The organism is Saccharopolyspora karakumensis (genome assembly GCF_004349225.1).
Classification (GTDB): domain Bacteria; phylum Actinomycetota; class Actinomycetes; order Mycobacteriales; family Pseudonocardiaceae; genus Saccharopolyspora; species Saccharopolyspora endophytica.
The window spans coordinates 26096-44596 of sequence record NZ_SMLA01000009.1 but is presented as its reverse complement, the minus strand read 5'-3'; the positions used below and the strand labels follow the sequence as shown (position 1 = coordinate 44596).

Annotated in this window: 13 protein-coding genes; 6 read left to right on the top strand and 7 right to left on the bottom strand. The window is 71.4% G+C overall.

The window, feature by feature from the left end; genetic code table 11:
- Positions 1 to 65: 65 nt before the first annotated feature.
- Together E1202_RS08715 and E1202_RS08710 are read left to right on the top strand one after the other, a co-directional pair.
- Positions 66 to 680, top strand: coding sequence for a Uma2 family endonuclease (locus tag E1202_RS08715; RefSeq protein ID WP_235877880.1), 615 nt, complete (start codon positions 66 to 68; stop codon positions 678 to 680).
- A gap of 56 nt (positions 681 to 736) precedes the next feature.
- The gene (locus E1202_RS08710; protein WP_132682073.1) at positions 737 to 2209 is read left to right on the top strand and encodes a gluconokinase; all 1473 of its coding nucleotides are present in this window, start codon (positions 737 to 739) and stop codon (positions 2207 to 2209) included.
- A 23-nt stretch (positions 2210 to 2232) separates the two neighbouring features.
- Here E1202_RS08710 and E1202_RS08705 read toward each other — a convergent pair whose 3' ends face one another.
- The 3 genes from E1202_RS08705 to E1202_RS08695 all read right to left on the bottom strand — a co-directional run bounded on the left by E1202_RS08705 (position 2233) and on the right by E1202_RS08695 (position 8016).
- Entirely contained in the window at positions 2233 to 4323 is a 2091-nt protein-coding gene (locus tag E1202_RS08705) for a dynamin family protein (protein ID WP_132682072.1), read from the bottom strand.
- Positions 4320 to 6140: a dynamin family protein gene (locus E1202_RS08700; protein ID WP_235877878.1), complete on the bottom strand. Its 1821-nt coding sequence runs from the start codon at positions 6138 to 6140 to the stop codon at positions 4320 to 4322. Before E1202_RS08700 ends, E1202_RS08705 begins: the two co-directional genes overlap by 4 nt.
- A 166-nt stretch (positions 6141 to 6306) precedes the next feature.
- Positions 6307 to 8016 carry an IniB N-terminal domain-containing protein gene (locus E1202_RS08695; protein ID WP_132682068.1) on the bottom strand — a complete coding sequence of 570 codons (1710 nt, stop codon included), beginning with the start codon at positions 8014 to 8016 and terminating at the stop codon, positions 6307 to 6309.
- A gap of 302 nt (positions 8017 to 8318) precedes the next feature.
- Here E1202_RS08695 and E1202_RS08690 point away from each other — a divergent pair, with 302 nt between their 5' ends.
- Positions 8319 to 9674: an Hsp70 family protein gene (locus E1202_RS08690; RefSeq protein ID WP_132682066.1), complete on the top strand. Its 1356-nt coding sequence runs from the start codon at positions 8319 to 8321 to the stop codon at positions 9672 to 9674.
- A 121-nt stretch (positions 9675 to 9795) separates the two neighbouring features.
- Complete coding sequence (locus tag E1202_RS08685) at positions 9796 to 12255, top strand: helix-turn-helix transcriptional regulator (protein WP_132682064.1); 2460 nt, start codon at positions 9796 to 9798, stop codon at positions 12253 to 12255.
- Between the two features lie 123 nt (positions 12256 to 12378).
- Here E1202_RS08685 and E1202_RS08680 read toward each other — a convergent pair whose 3' ends face one another.
- A complete protein-coding gene (locus E1202_RS08680) occupies positions 12379 to 13446 on the bottom strand; it encodes an alpha/beta hydrolase (protein ID WP_132682062.1) in 1068 nt (355 codons plus the stop codon).
- A gap of 171 nt (positions 13447 to 13617) precedes the next feature.
- On the opposite strand from E1202_RS08680, the gene E1202_RS08675 reads away from it, so the two are divergent.
- Positions 13618 to 14175, top strand: coding sequence for an NADPH-dependent FMN reductase (locus tag E1202_RS08675; protein WP_132682060.1), 558 nt, complete (start codon positions 13618 to 13620; stop codon positions 14173 to 14175).
- Positions 14176 to 14256: 81 nt separating this feature from the next.
- Positions 14257 to 14796 (top strand): Dps family protein, encoded by a 540-nt coding sequence (locus tag E1202_RS08670; RefSeq protein WP_132682058.1) that lies wholly within the window; start codon positions 14257 to 14259, stop codon positions 14794 to 14796.
- 46 nt (positions 14797 to 14842) lie between these two features.
- On the opposite strand, the gene E1202_RS08665 is transcribed toward E1202_RS08670, so the two are convergent.
- The 3 genes from E1202_RS08665 to E1202_RS08655 form a co-directional block, all read right to left on the bottom strand.
- A complete protein-coding gene (locus E1202_RS08665; protein WP_132682224.1) occupies positions 14843 to 15910 on the bottom strand; it encodes an NADH:flavin oxidoreductase/NADH oxidase in 1068 nt (355 codons plus the stop codon).
- 158 nt (positions 15911 to 16068) lie between these two features.
- Positions 16069 to 17904 (bottom strand): S9 family peptidase, encoded by a 1836-nt coding sequence (locus tag E1202_RS08660; protein WP_132682056.1) that lies wholly within the window; start codon positions 17902 to 17904, stop codon positions 16069 to 16071.
- A gap of 46 nt (positions 17905 to 17950) precedes the next feature.
- Positions 17951 to 18487, bottom strand: coding sequence for a CGNR zinc finger domain-containing protein (locus E1202_RS08655; protein ID WP_132682054.1), 537 nt, complete (start codon positions 18485 to 18487; stop codon positions 17951 to 17953).
- Positions 18488 to 18501 lie beyond the last annotated feature (14 nt).

Below are 18501 nucleotides of genomic sequence, written 5' to 3'. Positions count from 1 at the left end.
GCCCTTATCGTTGCTGTGCGGTGGATTCGAAGAGCACTCGAACGTGCGTTTGTCCTCCGTGGAGCGTGGAGCGCGTGATCGGCGCGGCTATTGGTGGAGGCATGTCCGTGATGACCTGGCCCGACCACCTGATGACCTTGGAGGAGTTCGAGCAACTCCCCGAGGACAACTCGCGGCGCTACGAGCTCCAGGAAGGCGTCCTCCACGCGACCCCGAAAGCAGCCGGCTACCACCAGTTCGTTCTCACTCGGCTCTCCGCTGTGCTCGATAGGATCCTGCCGGAAGGCTGGGCGGTGGTCAGCGAGCCGGAAGTCGTGATCACCCGGACTTATCCGCCCGCGGTCCGGGTTCCAGACGTGATCGTGCTGGGATTGGATCGGATCCTGGAACAGCCGACGCGGTTCCACGCACAGGACGTCGCGGTCGCGGTCGAGGTGCTGTCTCCAGGTTCGCGGCGCGTGGACAACCTCGTCAAACGATCCGAGTATGCCGAGGCGGGGATTCCCTTCTACTGGATTCTCGACATCGCGGACCAGCCGAGGTTCGCTGCGCATCGCCTGGTCGACGGTGTTGACAAGGAGGACTTCAACGGCACCGGTGTGTTCATGACTGGGGAGCCCTTCGACCTGCGGATCGATCTCGGCGCCTTGAGGACCCGGATCGTGCCGAAGCGGGAGTGATCCTGGGCACCCCGCCTGGGCCGAACGGGTGCGAATCGGACGGATAGGTTCGTGGCATGAGCTCTGTCCCGGTCGTTCTGGGTGTCGATCTCGGCACCACCGCCACCAAGGTCGTCGCCGCAGGCACCGATGCGCGGGTGCTGCACACCACCGAGCGCGGCTACCCGCTGCGCACCGATGAGCCGGGTGAGGCCACCCAGGACGCCGCGGAGGTGCTGCGGGCCGCGATCGAGGCGCTGGCCGACTGCGCGGCGTGGGCGCGGGAGCAGGGGCACGAGGTCGCCGGGCTGTCGTTCAGCAGCGCGATGCACACCCTGGTCGGGCTGGACTCCCGAGGCGAACCCGCCACGCGCGCGTTCAACTGGGCCGACACGCGGGCCGCCGAGATCGCCGCGCGGCTGCGCGCCGAGCCGGAGACGTCCTCGGCGCTGCACCGGGCGACCGGAACTCCCGTGCACACCCAGTCGGTCATGGTGAAGCTGGCCTGGCTGACCTCGGGCGGAGCCGACATCGGCGAGGTCGAGCGCTGGTGCGCGCTCAAGGATTTCGTCGTCACCGCCTTCACCGGCGAGTTCGTCACCGAGCACTCGCTGAGCTCCGGCAGCGGCCTGCAGGACATGCACTCGCTGACCTGGCACGAACCCGCGCTGGAGGTGGCGGGCATCCGCGCCGAGCAGCTGCCCGAACTCCGCGAGCCGACCGCCTCCGTCCCGCTCGCGCCGCAGGTCGCCGAGGCCGTCGGGCTCCCAGCGGGGTTGCCGGTCGTGCTCGGCGGCGGTGACGGGCCGCTGGCCAACCTGGGTGTGGGCGCTGTGGCTCCCGGCGTGGCGGCGTTGTCGCTGGGCACCAGCGGCGCGCTGCGGGTGACCCGGGACAAGCCGGGCGTGGACGACCGCTGCCGCACCTTCAGCTACGCGATCGCCGACGGCCTGTGGGTGATCGGTGGCGCGGTGAGCAACGGCGGCGTCGCCGGCCAGTGGGCCGCGGAGGCGTTCGGCGTGGACGTCGCGGACCTGCTCGACGAGGCCGCCCAGGTCCCGGCCGGGGCCGACGGCCTGATGGCCCTGCCGTACCTGCTCGGCGAGCGCGCCCCCTGGTGGGAACCGGGTCTGACCGGGGCCTTCCTCGGCTTGCGCCGCTCGCACGGCCGCGCCGAGATGACCCGCGCCGTCATCGAGGGCGTCGCCCAGCAGCTCGCCCTGGTCCGCGACGCGGTCACCGAATCCGGCGCCGAGGTCCGCGCGGTGCGCGCGACCGGCGGGGGTTTCCGCAGCCGCATCTGGGCCGGGACCATCGCCTCCGCGCTGAACACGAACCTCGACCTGGCCGAAGGCAGCGGCGGATCGGGTCTGGGCGCGGTCCTGCTGGCCTGGCGGGCTCTGGGCGAGATCGACTCCTTGGCCCACGCCGCGGAACTGGTCGCCGTCGAGTCCCAGGTCGCCCCGGATGCGGCCGCTGCGGAGCTCCTGGCCCGCCGCCGGCCCCTCATCGACCAGCTCCACCGAACCCTCCGCGACCTGTCCCTCTGACTTCGGCCCGCTCCTGAGGCGGATCAGCCGCGGGAGTGCCGGCCCGAGGGGGTCGGATCGACGTAGTGGGAGGACTCGTCGGGGTCCGGTTTGGCGTGGCTGCCGGTGGGCTGGTTGACCGCGGAGCGGGACTCGCCCTGCTCCGGCTCGGCCCGGCGCCGGCGGCCCGTGCTGGTGCCCACCTCGCGGAGCGCTCGGCGCCCGGTCGGTTGGTCGTTCTGCTGCAGGAACTGGGTGGCGGGGGTCTTCCCGGGGGCGTTGGTGCTGCGCGCCGAGGGCGACCACTCGCCCTGGCGGGCTTGGGCGGCCGCGTGCTCCTGGCGGGCTCGTTCCGCTTCGGCGGCTTGGCGGGCCTGCTCGGCCTCCGCTGCGCGCCGGGCTTGCTCGGCCTCGGCGGCCTGCCGGGCGCGCTCGGCTTCGGCCGCCTGACGGGCTCGTTCGGCCTCCGCGGCCTGGCGGGCCTGTTCCGCTTCGGCGGCTTGGCGGGCCTGCTCGGCCTCCGCTGCGCGCCGGGCCTGCTCGGCCTCCGCTGCGCGCCGGGCCTGCTCGGCCTCGGCGGCCTGCCGGGCCTGCTCAGCCTGCGCCTGCGCCTGGGCCTGGGCGGCGCGGGCTTGTTGCTGAGCTTGGGCCTGGGCGGCTTGCTGCGGCTTCCCCTGGGCCTGGATCTGGTGCAGGATCACGCGTTCCGCACTGCGCAGGACGGTGCGGACCGCGTCGCGGTGAGCGCGGTCGAGCATCGGGTTGACGGCCTGCTCGCGCCAGCGGGAGAGCGTGGCGGTGGCCTCGTCGGCCACGTCGGTCATCATCGCCGTCTCGTCCAGGCCGAGCCGCGCGTGCGGTGAGTGCCCGGAGGCGCCGAGCAGCCGCTTGGCCTCGGCCTGCAAGGGGCGGGCGAAGCGGATCTGCCCGGAGTCCAACGCCGACAGAGCGCGCAGCTCGTTCCACTCGTGGGCGTTGGTGAGCACCCGCTCGAACTCGCCGAGCAGCTGCTGCACCCCCGGACGCGGGTTGGCGCGCAGCACCATGTCCACCGCCAGCAGCGCGGACCGGGCGCGCAGCGCGTCCTGGCGTTCCACGAACTGCGAGTGCAGCGTCTCCTGCAGGGTCGTGAGCCCACTGGTCTCCAGCAGCTGCTGCTGCAGCTGCTGGGCCGTGCCGGCCCCGCCGCGCAGCAGGTCCAGCGAGCGCGCGATGCCGTAGTGGCCGAAGCGCTCCAGCAGCCGCTGCCGGATCTCCGACGGCACGGCCTCCAGCCCTGCCTTGACGAACCGCTCCGCCGACAGCAGCAGCGTGTCCCGGTCGGTGTCGGAGAGCCGCGCCAGGTAGGCGAGGATCTTGAAGTCGTCCTCGGTCATCGTCGACGACGCCTGCCCGAGCAGGCCGACGACCGGGATGAAGTGCTGGGCGAACGCGCTCAGCGTCGGGTCGGCGCGGTAGCGGTCGGCGATCCGCTCGGCGGCGGCCAGCGCGTCGGCGCCGCCGTCGCCGGTCTCGTCGGCGCGGGAGAACGCGACGATGGTGTTGATCGGCACGGAGCGCGCGGTCTGCAGCTCGTTGACCGATTGCAGGAACTGCAGGTCGGTCTGGCGCGGGTAGCGGGTCAGGTAGAGCACCGCGTCGGACTCGGAGAGGATCTGCGCGAGCGCGGAGCGGCCGGTCTCCTGCACGGCCGCCGAGGCCACGCCGGGCGTCTCGATCAGCGTGATGGCCTGCAGACCCGGTGTCGGCGACTCGATGACCAGTCGGGAGACCTCGTCCGGGCGCCAGTGCTGCAGATCCCGGATCGTCGCGGAGTCCAGTGTGGACACCGGCACGTTCTGCACCGCGCCGTGCGGGGTGTGCACCAGGATCTTCGGTTCCGGCCCGTACTGGTAGAACGTCGTGACCTGGGTGCGCTCCTCGGCGTCGGTGGGCGCCAGGGCGGTGCCGATCAGCGCGTTGATCAGCGTCGACTTGCCCGACTTCACCCGTCCGCTGACCGCGATCCGCAGGGGCTGGTCGAGCCGTTCCAGGCGGTCGCGCAGCCACGTCGACGTGCGCGGATCGTCGCGGTAGAACGTCATCGTCCGCATCAGCAGGCCCTTGGCCCGCTCCAGCAGCGCTTCGGTGCTCATGCGGCGGTGATCCGGTTCTGCGTGAGCTGGGTGACCCGCCGGCGGAGCACGGTGATCTCCTCCAGCTTCTGCTTGATCTCCCGCGCCCGCTGGTCGCGGTCCACCGCGCTGCGCTCCGCGGAGCGCTTGATCGCCTGGATGGACTGGCTGATCTCCATCTGGGCGTCCTCGGTGATCCGGGTGAAGTGCTTGTGCAGCGCCTTGTGGATCGCGCGGATGGTGTCCTTCGAGTCCTTGTTGACCTGGAAGATCACCTGCTCGATGTGCCGCTGCACGTTGCTCTTGGCCTCGGTCTGGCGGCGGCGCAGCCGCATGTCCTTCTCTTCCTTGAGGCTCTTGGACCCCAGCAGCACACCGGCCGAGATCGACACGACGTTCATCAGCGGCAGCCCGGCCATCGTGGTGATCAGGCCGAACATCAGCACGCCGCCGTAGGAACCGCGCAGACCGGTGAGGACCTTGTCGGAGTTCTTGTAGTCGGCGCCGGTCGGCAACTTCGGGCCGGGGACCTCGTCGAGCGGGTCCGGTGCCAGCACCGGGTTCAGCTCGGGCGGGCAGCTGAGCTGCTGCGGCGGCATCTGCTCGGCGACCATCTCGGCGAGCCGCTGCTGGCGCTGCTCCAGCCAGCCGAAGGTCTCGCTGATCGCATCGGTGAGCCGGGCCTGCATCCACCGGATGAAGTCGTCCCAGATCATCAGCGGGTCGGCGACCTCGAAGATCTCGTTGACCTCGTGCAGCACCGCCCAGGTGCGTTCCCGGAAGTCGTACTCGATGTCGGTGAACAGCTCGGAGATGCCGTCGTTGAGCGTCTTCTGCCAGTGCTGCGACATGCGGCGCAGGTCCTCGGCCCGGCGCTGCGCGGTCTCCAGCTCGACCAGCGTTTCGGCGGCGGTGCGCGGGTTCTGCGCGGCGAGCTCGGCGCGCAGCGAGTCGTTGATCTGGGTCAGCGCCTCGGAGACGTTGTGCGCCACCAGCCTTCGCGTGAACTGCTCGTGCTGACCGGCGAGCTCGGTCTGCAGGAACTCCAGCAGCTGCGGGAATCCGGACTCGGCGTTGAGGTTGGTGTTGCGCGACTGCATGGCGCGCATCCGGATGTCGGCCGAGACCGGGAACAGCTTCGCCGAGACGCCCGCGTTGCTCAGGTGCTTGCGGTTGACCTCCAGGACCTTCCGCCAGTGCGGGGTCCGGTCGATCTTGGGCATCACCAGAGCGATGTTCGGGCACAGCGCGGTGGCCTGCTTGAGGAACGCGAGCTCGTTGGTGGTCAGTTCCTGGGTCGAATCGGACACCATCAGCAGCGCGTCGGCTTCGGCGACCACGGAGAGTGTCGTGCTGGTGAGAAAAGATGAGACGCTTCCCACACCGGGGGTGTCCATCAGAGCCAGGCCGTTCTGCAGGACCGCTCGGGGGATGCCGATCTCACCCCGCGTCACCGGACGGCCGTTCGCCACGGCGCGTTCCATGTGCTCGCGGACCTGGTCGATGGGTACCGGTGTGCGGTCCAGCGCGATCGGTCCGCGCGCGGGTTCCTGCTCGATCAGCAGGGCCGTGGGTTCGTCGGCGTAGCGCACCAGGGTCGGCACGGTCGTGGTGACGTCGTCGCCGGACGGGCACACGGGAGCGTTCACGATGGCGTTGACCAGCGCGGACTTTCCCTGCTTCGACTCCCCCACGACCAGCACGAGCTGGGTCGGGTCGAGGACCCTGGTCCTGATCTGGCGCAGGCGGCCATGCAGATCGGCGCGCTGCTGCTCGGCGCACTCGGCAGTAGCGCGATCGATCAGTTCTACCAACGCCGTCTCGATCACGGCGGCCATTGTGTCGTGCCGCGGCGGTTAGAGAAACCCAATCGGTTGAACTCACATTGCTGGCGCGCACTCCCCGTGTTGATGAGGCACGCGAGATTTTCCGGAGTGTGAAAAATGCCGGGATCCACTCAGGGAGCGGATCCCGGCATCTTCAGAGCTCAGTCGCGGAGAGCGATCAGAGCAGGCCGTCCAGCGGCAGCGCGTCCGTGGCGGTGCTGGTCAGGTCCTCCAGCGGCTCGCCGACGACCGGGCCCGCGACCGGCAGGTCGCTCGGGGCCGGCAGGTGCGAGGCCACGTCGCCGACCGGGGCCAGCGGAGCGGCGTCCAGCGGCAGCGCCGAGGTGACGTCCTCGACCGGCAGCGCGTCGGTGGGCAGCGCGGAGGACAGGTCGTCGACCGGCAGCGCGGTGACGTCGCCACCGGCAACGGTGTCGGTCACGGAGCTGGCGAGGTCGCCGGCGACCGGGACGTTGGCCACGGCGTCGGTGACCGTGCCGGTGACGTCGCCGAGGGCCTCGGTGCCGACCGGAACGTTGTTGACCAGGTCGCCGCCAGCGGCACCCCCGGCCACGTCGCCCACGACCGGGACGTTGCTCAGCGCGCCGGTGGCGGTGTCGGCGACCTCGCCGACGACCGGGACGTTGGAGACGGCGCCGGTGACGTCACCCGAGGTCACGTCGCCCAGGGCGTCGCCCACGACCGGCACGTTCGCGCCGGCGTCGGTCAGCGTGCCGGCCACACCGGTCACGTCGCCCGAGGTCACGCTGGCGGCCACGTCGCCGACGACCGGGACGGAGCCGATGGTGCTGGTGGCGGTCATCGCGAGGTCGCCCACGACCGGGGCACCGGCCACGACGCCCAGCGCGTCCCCGCCGGCCACGGCACCGGTGGCAGCGCCGACCACGTCGCCGACGACCGGGGCGCCGGAGATGGTGGAGGTGAGGTCACCGGCGATGCCGGTCACGTCGCCCGAGGTCACGTTGCCGACGACGTCGCCCACGACGGGGGCCTCGGAAACGGTGGAGGTCAGGTCACCGGCAACGCCGGTGATGTCGCCCGAGGTCACGTCGCCGACGACGTCGCCCACGACCGGGGCGTCGCCCACGACCTGGGTGACGTTGGCGGCCACGTCGCCCACGACCGGGGCGTTGGTGACCACGTCGGTGACGTTGCCCGAGGCCACGTCGCCGACCACGTTGGTGACGTCACCGTGCACCAGCGAACCGGCGGCCGACGTGACGTTCAGCGAGCTGTCGAACACGTGGGTGGCGGTGCTGGTGACCGAACCGACGGTGGAGGACAGGTCGAGGTTGTCACCGATGTTGACGGTGTTGCCCGACAGGATCTGGTTGCCCGAGAGCACGTCGTGCACGTTGACGACGTTGTGCGAGTCGATGTCGTTGTGCTCGATCTCGACGTTGGTGTCGCCGCTCGTGGCCGGAGCCGGGGTCGGCAGCTGAGCGTCGACGTCGCCGCCGGGGCCGAAGTCGTCAGAGGGGGTGTTCTGCAGCATGCTGAGTTCTTCCTGCTCGTGTGGATGTGCGGGATGCAGTTCGCTGATCGCGACATGCTGGGTGCTCGCGGCGAACTTCTCGACGCTGCTCGAAAGCGAGCGGTCGTACGCGTTGACCACCTCGACCGGCGCGTAGTCGAGGACCAGCGACGTGGCTTGCAGCACGTCTGTCGCGCTCATTTCCCCGAGTCCGACCTGATCCAGCGTGGCTTGCGGATCAGCGTCGAAGGCCGACCGTGCGGCCGGATCGCTGACGAGGCGCGTGAGGAACTCGTGCAGCGTCGGTTCCGCGGACAGGCCGGAGTTGGAGTGCGTCCCGGGGTCGGAGATGGGGGACTCGGCCTGACCAGAGGGGTGCTGAGGGTTCGCCATCGTCGGACCTCCCGATGCTCAGCGGTACTCGGCTAGGTGGACCGAGTGAGGTCGTGCCGTTCCCTCACTCCTGTGTTGATCACAGTAGGGGCGGGGCACCCCCCAGCCATCGGGTACGACTCCTAGTTATCGAGAGCTCTATTAGGGGATGGGTTAGGTAGGCCGTTGGGGGGTAGCTAGGGGAGTCCGGAACCGCTCCGTAATCGAAAGCCGCTAAATTGTGGGCACCCCGGCCGCGCGCAAGACCCTCGATCGGGGAACCTGGCAGGCGCACACGCGAGTCGGTGACACGAAGGGATTGCATGCCTTACGTCCTGGGCGTTCACCTGGGCGCGACGGTGACGACCGCCGCCACGGCCAGGCGCGACGGTGGCCGCTGGACGGCGACCGTTCCCGTGCCCTTGGCGACCAACGGACCGGTGGTGCCGACGGTGCTGTGCAGGGTCCAGGACGGATCTTTCGTGGCCGGGGAGGCCGCCGCCCGCCAGGAGATCAGCCACCACGAGTGGGTCGCGCGCGGCTTCACCAGCAGGCTCGGCGACGACCTGCCGCTGGTGGTCGGCAGCGAGTTCGTCCCGGCGCAGCGCCTGGTCGCCTCGATGATCGAGTGGGTCTCCGACGCGGTCGCCCAGCGGCAGGGGCACCCGCCCGAGCACATCGCCGTGGCCCACAGCTCCAGCTGGGGCCCGCACCGGGTGCACCTGGTGCAGCAGGCGCTGGCCCAGCTCGGGATCACCGAGGTCACCCTGATCCCCGAACCGATCGCCGTCGCCCTCGACTACGCGAGCAAGCAGCGGGTGGAGGAACAGCATCCGCTCGTGGTCGCCAACGTCGGCGGCAGCGGCTTCGACGCCACCGTGCTGCGCCGCCGCCACCCCACCTTCGAGGTCGTCGGCTCGCCGCTGAGCACCGACCACCCCTCCGGCCAGGACCTCGACGACGCGCTGTTCGGGCTGATCGGTGAGCAGTTCCCGGCGCAGATCAGCGAGCTCGACCCCTCCGACGTCAACCACCGGGCGGCGCTGGCCAAGCTGCGCGGCGAGTGCGTGCGGGCCAAGGAGGCGCTGTCGCACCAGGCCGGTGTGTCGATGTGGGTCGACCTGCCCGGCGTGCGCACCGAGTTCGGCATCTCCCGCGCCCGCTACGAGCAGCTGGCGCGCCCGCACCTGGAGCGGGTGCCCGAGCTGATCTCGCAGGCCGTGCAGTCGGCGTCGTTGCGCCCCGACGACGTCGAGACCGTGGTGCTGGCGGGCGGGACCGCGCGCACCCCGATGCTCAAGCAGCTGGTCGCCGAGCGGTTGCAGACCCCGCCGCTGGTCGACGTGGCCCCCGAGCTCACCGCCGCCAGCGGAGCCGCGCTGGCGGCGCAGCAGGTGCTGTCCACCGACACCGACAGGGGCTCGGTCGCCGAGACCAGCGTGCTGATGCGCGTCGAGGGCTTCGACACCGACGACGACGTCGATGACGAGCCCGAACCCGTCGAACGCCCGCCGATCGACGTCGAGCCGATGCCGATCGAGCCCCCCGATGAAGCGCGGGCGAAGCGCATGAAGATCATCAAGCTCGTGGTCGCGGCGCTGCTGATCGCCGTCGGCGTCGTGATCACCTTCATGACCAAGGACCACTCGATCACCGGCGTGATGGACCTCCTGAAGTAGCTCCGTGATCGCGATTTCGTTAACGGAACGGCATACCGCGCAACGGGAACCGCCCCCACCACCGTCAGCCAACTGATCAGGACCGCTCGACCCAGGTGACCGGACGACAAGGAAGGCAGGCGTGAATCACCCGACGACATCCCGCGCCGCCCTGGTCACGGACGGGCACGCGGCCGGATTGCGGTCGGCCATCGAGGCCTCCCCGGGCTCGCCGATCGTGGCCGGCATCCAGGGCGCAGGCGGGTTCGGCAAGACCACGCTGCTCGACGCCATCGCCGCCGCCTACCGCGAGGCCGACGTGCCGGTGCTCGGCGTCCGGGACCTCGACCGCGCCGAGGACGGCGCGCTGCTGGTCGACGACGCGCACCGGCTCGACGACGGACTGCTGCTGCGGCTCAGCGAGATCGCCCGCCGCCCGGGGATCCGGCTGCTGGTCGCTTACCGGCCCGGCCCGCGCCGCGCGGCCCTCGGCGAGCTGATCGCCGAACTCGGCGCTCCCGTGCTGCTGGCGGCCCTCGGGCTGGACGAGATCGCCGAGCGGACCGAGGGCAGCGCGCTGGACTGGGTCGGCTGGGTGCAGACCCAGACCGGCGGTGTCCCGCGCTACGTCTCCCGGCTGCTGGCCGAGGCCGTGCCCGGACGCGCCGAACTGCCCGCCCGCGCGCTCGACCGCTTCCAGCACGACCTGGACCAGCTCGGCGAGGTCGGCTGGGGGTGCGCGACGGCGATGGCCATCGGCGCCACCCCGCACCCGGACCTGCTCGCCGTCGTCGTCGGCACCGACAGCTCGGCGGTCGGCGCCGTGCTGGCGGCCATGCGCTCCGGCGCGATGCTCGGCTCCGAGGACGTGCTGCTGCCGATCGTGCGCGCCGCGGTCCTGAGGTTGACGTCGTGGGAACTCCGGCTGCGCATCACGCGAAAACTGGTGGAACTCCAGCTCTCCCGGGGCGGCCCGGTGCTGCCGCTGGTCGCGCCGCTGCTGGAGGCGCCGATGGCGCTGTTGCCGGAAGCGACGCTGGCGACGGCCTTCGAACGCGCCGGTGAGGAGGCCGTGCAGGTCGCCCCGCACCTGGCCGGGAGGTTGCTCGCGGCGGCGGTGTCGGCCGGTGTGCCCGCGGCTTCGGTGGTCGCGCGCCAGGCCCGGGCAGCTGCCGTGGCCGGGAACCTCGACGAGGCGCTGCGGCTGGCCGACCGGGTGATCGTCGACGAGAACGCGCCGGACCGGGAACTGGGCGTCCAGGTCGCGGCGGGCGTGCTGGCGCACCGCGGACTGCTGGAGCGCTCGGCGGAGCTGTGCCGCTGGTCGGCGGCGAAGCTGCGCTGGCCCGGGGACCGGGCGTTCGCGGCCGTCGGTCTGATCGGCGCGGGCCGGCTGGCCGATGCCGAAGAGCTGCTCAAGACCGGCGACGACGCGGGACCGCCGACCTCGATGACCGGTGCGGCGGCCCAGATGGCCGCGGGCGTGCGCGAATCCGTCGTCGGATCGGCCACGACCGCGCTGTCCACGCTGGTGCGCGCGGCCTCGCTGTCCGAACCGCTGGGTCGCGGCGTGTTCGTGCCGGACACCCCGGCGGCGGTGGCCGCGCTGGTCGCGCTGCACTGCGGTGAGCTCGACGTCGCGCAGTCCACCCTGGACCGCGCGGTGGAGACCGGATCGGGCGGCGCCCTGCTGCACAACCGGCACCGGCTGCTCGCGGCCTGGTTGCCGCTGGTCAAGGGCGACACCGTCACCGCACGCGCGAAACTGCCCGAGGCGAGCGAGATGGCGGCCCGCGACCGGCTGATGGCCACCGCGATCGAGGCCGGGATCGCCAGCCGGGACAACGACATGACCGCACTGGCCACCGCTCGCGCGCAGGCCAGGCAGGTCGCCGCCGAGCACTCGGTGGACCTGTTCTCGCTGCTGCCGCTGGGCGAGCTGGTGGTGGCCGCGGCCCGGTTGCGCGACCAGGAGTGGATCGCCCCGTACCTGAACGAGGCCGAGGCGCTGCTGGACCGGCTCGGCAACCCTCCGCTGTGGACGGCGATGCTGCTGTGGAAGCGGTTGCAGGCGGCCATCGTCCTGGAGGAGAACGACGCCGCGGGCCGCCTCGCCGACCAGCTCGACGCCCTCGCGCACCACAACGCGCTGGCCGCCGCGATGGCCGAGGCCGCCCGGATGTGGCTGCGGGTCCTCGGTGGTGTGGTCGATCAGGACGAGGTCGAACGCATCGCTCGCGGCCTGCACGGCGCGGGGCTGGCCTGGGACGGCGCTCGTCTCGCCGGGCAGGCAGCCATCCGCACGCACGACCGCCGCGCGATGCTCGCGCTCCTGGAGTGCGCCCGGGCGCTGCAGGGCAAGCCGCCGCGCCCGCGGGCCGTCAACGCCGGCGGCGCGGATTCGGAGCTGCTCTCCGAGCGCGAGAAGGAAGTCGCCGAACTGGTGGTCGCGGGCCTGACCTACAAGCAGGTGGGCAAGCGCCTGTTCATCTCGGCGAAGACGGTCGAGCACCACATCAGCCGGATCAAGCAGCGGCTCGGCTCGGCGAACCGCGAGGAACTCCTCACCCGCCTCCGAGAACTCCTCGCCAACCCCGAGTGAGCCGGTTGCGGCGGTCCGGCGGGGTGGAGCGTTCACCGGCGAGCAGTTCCGGTCCGAACCGACCGGACGTCCCGTGGACGGTGCGGACCAGAACTGCCCCGTGGTGACGAGGCGCTCCCCGGATCAGACCTTGCGGAGGTCCAGGGCCGCCCGGACCGTGCCGACGATCTCGAAGAGCGCTTCCTCGAAGCGGTGACCCACCGGGCGGATGTTGGCGAACCCGTGGATGAGGTCCGGGAAGCGCCGCGCCACCACCGGCACGCCCGCGTCGGACAGCGCCTTGGCGTACGCCTCGCCCTCATCGCGCAGCGGGTCGAACCCGCAGGTCACGACGTAGGCCGTGGGCAGCTCCGCGAGGTCGTCGGCCAGCAGCACCGACAGCCTCGGGTCGCCGCGCTCGGACTCGACGGGCGAGTACTGGTCCATGAACCAGGTCATGTCGTGGTCGGTGAGCAGGAATCCGTTGCCGAACAGCTCCCGCGAGCGGCGGCGCCGGGTCGCGTCGACCGCCGGGTAGAGCAGCAGCTGCAGCACCGGCTTCTGCGCACCCGATCGGGTCGTTTGCAGCGCGACCGCGGCGGCGAGGTTGCCGCCCGCCGAGTCGCCGCCGACGGCGATCGCGTCGCTGGAGGAGCCGAGGTCCGCGGCGTTGTTCACGGCGTAGGAGTAGGCCGCGAGCGCGTCGTCCAGCGCGGCGGGGAACGGGTACTCCGGGGCCAGCCGGTAGTCCACCGACAGCACCCGGAGCCCGGCGTGCTTGGCGAGGAATCGGCACAGGTCGTCGTGGCTGTCGAGGTCGCCGATCACCCAGCCGCCGCCGTGGTAGAAGACCAGCAGCGGACCCGTGTCGGTGAGGTCCTGGGGCCGGTAGAGCCGCGCGGGCAGGTCGCCGTTGTCGGTCGGGATGGCCCGCTCGGCGACGACCACGCCGCCCAGCGGAGCCACCGAGGTGATCTTCGTCGCGTGCGCCATGCCGGCGCGGGCCTTCTCGGCCGTCGAGGCGGCAAGCCCGGTCTGGCCGGTCAGCTTCTGCAGCTTCAGCAGCAGCTGCGCGTCGAGCGCGAGTTCCTGTCCGTCGATCCGGATCGGCGCCCCTGCGATGAGGCGGCGAATGGGCTGGGGCAGTGCGAAAACGGCGCGCATCGCGGCGCCTTCGAGCGTCGGTTGCAGCGCTTCGATGACGTTGGGCATGGGCGTGACCTTCCCGCGAAGGTGGTGGACGGCTAGTAGGTTACCCGCAAGTAGCCAAGATCTCGGCGTCAGCTCGCCGATCTTGACCTCCAGCGGACTGGAGGTTCTAGCGTGACCCGCACAGGCACATCGGGGGCGACAGTTCCCAGGTTCGGGTGAAAGGATCGGCACATGACGGTGACCGTGGTGGGGATCGGTGGCTCGGTCCGCCCCGACTCGCAGTCCGAGCGCGTGCTGCACGCCGCGCTGGAGGGCGCCAGGGAGTCGGGGGCGAAGGTCCGGGCGATCACCGGTGCCGACCTGGCCCTGCCGTTCTACGACCCGCACGTGACCGATCGGTCCCCGCTGGCCATCGAGCTGGTCGAAGCGCTGCGCGGCGCCGACGGGGTGCTGATCTCCTCGCCCGGCTACCACGGAACGGTGTCAGGCCTGGTCAAGAACGCCCTCGACTACGTCGAGGACCTGCGCGGCGACTCCCGCCCCTACTTCGACGGACGAGCCGTCGGCTGCATCGGCGTCGCCTACGGCTGGCAGGCCACCGTCACGACTCTGCAGGCGCTGCGCTCGGTCGTGCACGCGTTGCGCGGCTGGCCGACGCCGCTGGGCGGCGCGGTGAACTCGGCCGAGACCCGGTTCGGCCCCGGCGGAGCGTGCGACGACGAGAAGGTCGGCGCCACGTTGCGCACCATCGGGCGACAAGTGGTGGAGTTCGCCGAGCAGCGGGTGTAGTCGCCCGAAGTGCGCGGGTACCTCCTGGGCAGCACCCTGATTCCGGTCTGCACGTTCTCGTCGAGGAGGTTGTGCGAACCCATGGCTCAGAAGAGTGCACCCAAGGCCGCTCCGAAGAAGAGCGCGCCGAAGAAGAGCTCCGCGAAGAGCGCGGCGCCGATCACCAGTCCGCTCAGCAACTCCGACCGCGACATCACCGGTCGGGTGCTGCAGGACACGCTGCTGGACCTGATCGACCTGCACCTGGTCGCCAAGCAGGCCCACTGGAACGTCGTCGGCAAGTTCTTCCGCGACGTGCACCTCCAGCTCGACGAGCTGGTCACCTCGGCGCGGGGGTTCGCCGACGACGTCGCTGAGCGAGCGGTGACGATCGGCGTCTCCCCGGACGGTCGCGCGTCGACCGTCGCCAAGGGCTCCGGACTGCCGGACTTCCCCGCGGACTGGCGCACCGACGGGCAGGTGATCGAGGCGATCGTGGACACCCTGGGCGAGGTCGTGGCGCGCTTGCGCAAGCGCATCGACGAAACCGACAAGACCGACCTGGTCAGCCAGGACCTGCTGATCGCCATCTCCAGCGACCTGGAGAAGGCGCACTGGATGTGGCAGGCCCAGCTCGCCTGAAGGAGCGGGTGGGGAGGTTCGGGCAGAGCTTCCCCACCCGCCTGCATCAGCGAGCGCGTTCGTACTGGACGGGCCAGATGTTGTCGGCCCGCAGCCGGTCGGCGGCGTGCAGCGGCCAGTGCGGGTCGCGCAGCAGCTCGCGGCCGAGTAGCACCGCGTCGGCCGAACCCGAGGCGACGATCTCCTCCGCCTGCTCCGGAGCGGTGATCAGGCCGACCGAGGCGGTCGGGACCTCGGCCTCCAGCTTGATCTGCCGGGCGAACGGGACCTGGTAGCCGGAGCGCACCGGGATCGTCGCGTCCGGGATCGCGCCACCGGTCGAGGCGTCGATCAGGTCGACGCCGCGCTCGGCGAGCAGCTTGGACAGGCGCACCGAGTCGTCGCCGGTCCAGCCGCCCTCGGCCCAGTCGGTCGCCGACAGGCGGACGAACAGCGGCTTGCCCTCCGGCCAGGCGGCGCGCACGGCGTCGGTGATCTCCAGCAGCACCCGGACCCGGTTCTCGAAAGCACCGCCGTAGGAGTCGGTGCGGTCGTTGACCAGCGGCGAGTAGAACTGGTGCGCCAGGTAGCCGTGGGCGAAGTGCAGCTCGACGACGTCGAAGTCGGCCTCGTCGGCACGACGCGCGGCCGCGGCGAACTTCTCGGGCAGCTCGGCGACCTCCTCCGCGGTCAGGGCTCGCGGAGCGGCCAGGTCGCCGAAGGCGTTGCCGGTGGAGCTGACGGTCTGCCAGCCGCCCTCGGACTCGTCCACGCTGGCGCCTCCGGCCCACGGCTGACCGGTGGAGGCCTTGCGGCCCGCGTGCGCGAGCTGGATGCCGGTGGCGGCGCCCTGCGCGTGCACGAAGTCGTTGATCCGGCGCCACGCCGCGACTTGCTCGTCGTTGTAGATGCCGGTGTCGTGCGGGGTGATGCGGCCTTCCGGCACGACGCCCGAGGCTTCGGCGATGACCAGGCCGGCGCCGCCGATGGCGAACTGGCCCAAGTGGACCAGGTGCCAGTCGTTGGGCACGCCGTCGGTGGCCGAGTACTGGCACATGGGCGAGACCCACGCGCGGTTGCGGACGGTCAGGTCGCGCAGCTTGATCGGTTCAAAAAGATGGCTCACACCGAGCATGACGACCGCGCGGAACGAGATATTCCGGCCTCGGCGAGGGGCCTTCCTCACAACCCCTCCTGACACCGCGGCTCCAGGCAGGGATTCGGATGTCGCGCGAGGTTCGAGTCCGAACTTCGGCACTCGAACTTCGCGCGACATCCGAACGGTCACGGGCCTCAGGCGAGGCCGACCGCCCGCTGGGCGAAGTGGATCTCGGTCGCGACCTGCCGCAACGTCTCCGCGACGACCAGCGAGCCGTGGCCGGCGTCGTAGCGGTAGAACTCGAACGGGATCTCCCGCTCGCCCAGCCGGTCCAGGTAGTTGAGGATCTGCTGGATCGGGCAGCGCGGGTCGTTGTCGCCGGCCAGGACAAGGACCGGCGCGCGAACCTGGTCGATGTAGGTGATCGGCGAGGCCTTCTCGTAGACCTCCGGGATCTCCTCGGGGGAACCGCCGAACAGGGCGCGGTCGTAGGCGCGCAGCGGCTCCATCTCGTCGGCGAACGCCGAGACGTAGTCGGCCACCGGCACGCCCGCGACGCCGCCCGCCCAGCGCTCCGGCTGGGTGCCCAGGGCCAGCAGCGTGAGGTAGCCGCCCCACGACGCGCCCGCGACGACGCTCAGCGCCGGGGTGGTCAGCCCGGACTTGATCGCCCAGTCGTGCACCAGCGCGACGTCTTCGAGCTCGGTCGTGCCGGGCCTGCCCTCGATGGCGTCCCGCCAAGCGGAGCCGTAACCGGTGGAGCCCCGGTAGTTGATCTCCACGACGGCGAACCCGGCGTCCAGCCAGGCCGCGCGGTAGGCGGAGAACCGGTCCTCGTCGGCCGCGTGCGGGCCGCCGTGCAGGCTGAACACCGTCGGGATCGGGCCGTCCCCGGCGCCCTCCGGCCGCGCGACCAGCGCGTGCACCGCGTCGTTCGGACCGTGGGGGATCTCGACGAACACGTCGGTCACGGGTGCCGTTCCCGGCGGCCGCTCACCGGGCGGGGTCAGCAGCACCCGGTCGTCGCCGGTGGACGACACCGTGCGCACCAGCGACGGGGTCGCCGCCGAGGACCACACGTACTCCACGGCGTGATCGGGCCGCACCGAAGCGCCCGCGACGGTGCCGGGGGGAGTGGCGAGCTCGGTGAGCTCACCGGAGTCCAGGTCGTAGCGGTGCATGGTGGTGCGCGCGTGCTGGGTGTGCGCGATCAGCAGCGCCTTGCCGTCGGGGTACCAGTCGGCGGAGACCTCGCCGGGAAGGTCCAGCTCGATCTCGGTCTCGGTGTCGGCGACGACGTCCCAGATCAGCAGCTCTTCCTTGCCGCGGCGCTCGTGCAGCACCAGCAGCCGCGGGTCGCCGGTGACCGGCGCGAACTCCAGCGCGTCCAGCGACTTGCCGGGACCGTCCCACTTCTCGGCGACCTCGGAGCCGTCGGTGCGCAGCACCCGCAGCGCGGGGTGCCGGGAGTCGCCGTGCTCGGAGTGCGAGATGACGAGCATGGTCTCGTCCCAGGACATCGCCGACAGGCCGCCGTCCTGCTCGTGCTCGTAGAGCACCTCGGGCGCGCCGCCGTCGCGCACCACCCACACGGTGACGCCGTCGTCGGTGGACATGCCGAGCCCGGTCACCGAGCTGCCCAGCTCCAGTCCGGCCGGGTAGCCGGGGTGGGTTCCGGGAACGGCGGGCTCGGGGTCACCGGCCTCGAACGGCTGGACCTTCCAGGTGCCGAACTCGTCGCCGTCGGTGTCGTCGAACCACCAGATCTGGCCGCCGTCGACCGACACCGTCCCGTGGAAAGTCCCTTGTGGACGGTCGGTGACCTGGCGGTGCTCGTCGGAGTCGCGGTCCCAGGCGTAGATCTCCCAGGTGCCGCTGAAGTTCGACACGTACAGGCTGCGCTGCGGCGCGTCCCGGGCCCAGTCGGGCAGGGACACGCGCGGAGCGGTGAACCGCGTCCGCCACCGGGCCTCGCGCTCCGGGTCGTCGAACAGCGCGCTGGGGATCTTCGCCTCGGGATAGGTGCTCACGTCCCCGATACTGCCCGATCGGCTCCGCGGGTGCGTGCACCCGGTCTCAGCGGTTCTTGCTCCGGGCCCGGTAGGCGGCGACCGCGTTGCGGTTGGCGCAGGCGGTGGTGCAGAAGCGGCGGGAGCGGTTGCGGGTGAGGTCGATGACCACGCCCCGGCAGTTCTCGTCGGCGCACAGCGACAGCCGGGACATCTCGTCGAGCCGCACGACGTCGACCATCGCCATCGCGACCTCCACGACCACCCGGCGGGCCAGCGGGGCGTCGGTGTCGATCGCGTGCAGGTGCCAGTCCTCGCCGCCGTGCCGCACGAGCTGGGGGAGCGCTCCCGCCTCGGTGAGCATGGCGTTGACCAGCTCCGCCGCCCGGTCGCGGTCGGTGGTGAGCAGGTCGCGCAGGACCGGTCGCAGCGCGCGGAGCTCGTCGAGCTCGGCCTCGTCGCGGTCGTGGCGCCCGGTGTAGCGGTGTTCGGCGAACCAGGCGTCGACGGCCTGCACGGTGGTCAGCGAGTCGGGGTCCTCGGCGCTGTTGACCAGTGAGACCGCGGCTTGCAGCGCCGCCTCCGTGTCATGGCCAAAAATCATGTTGACATATTACA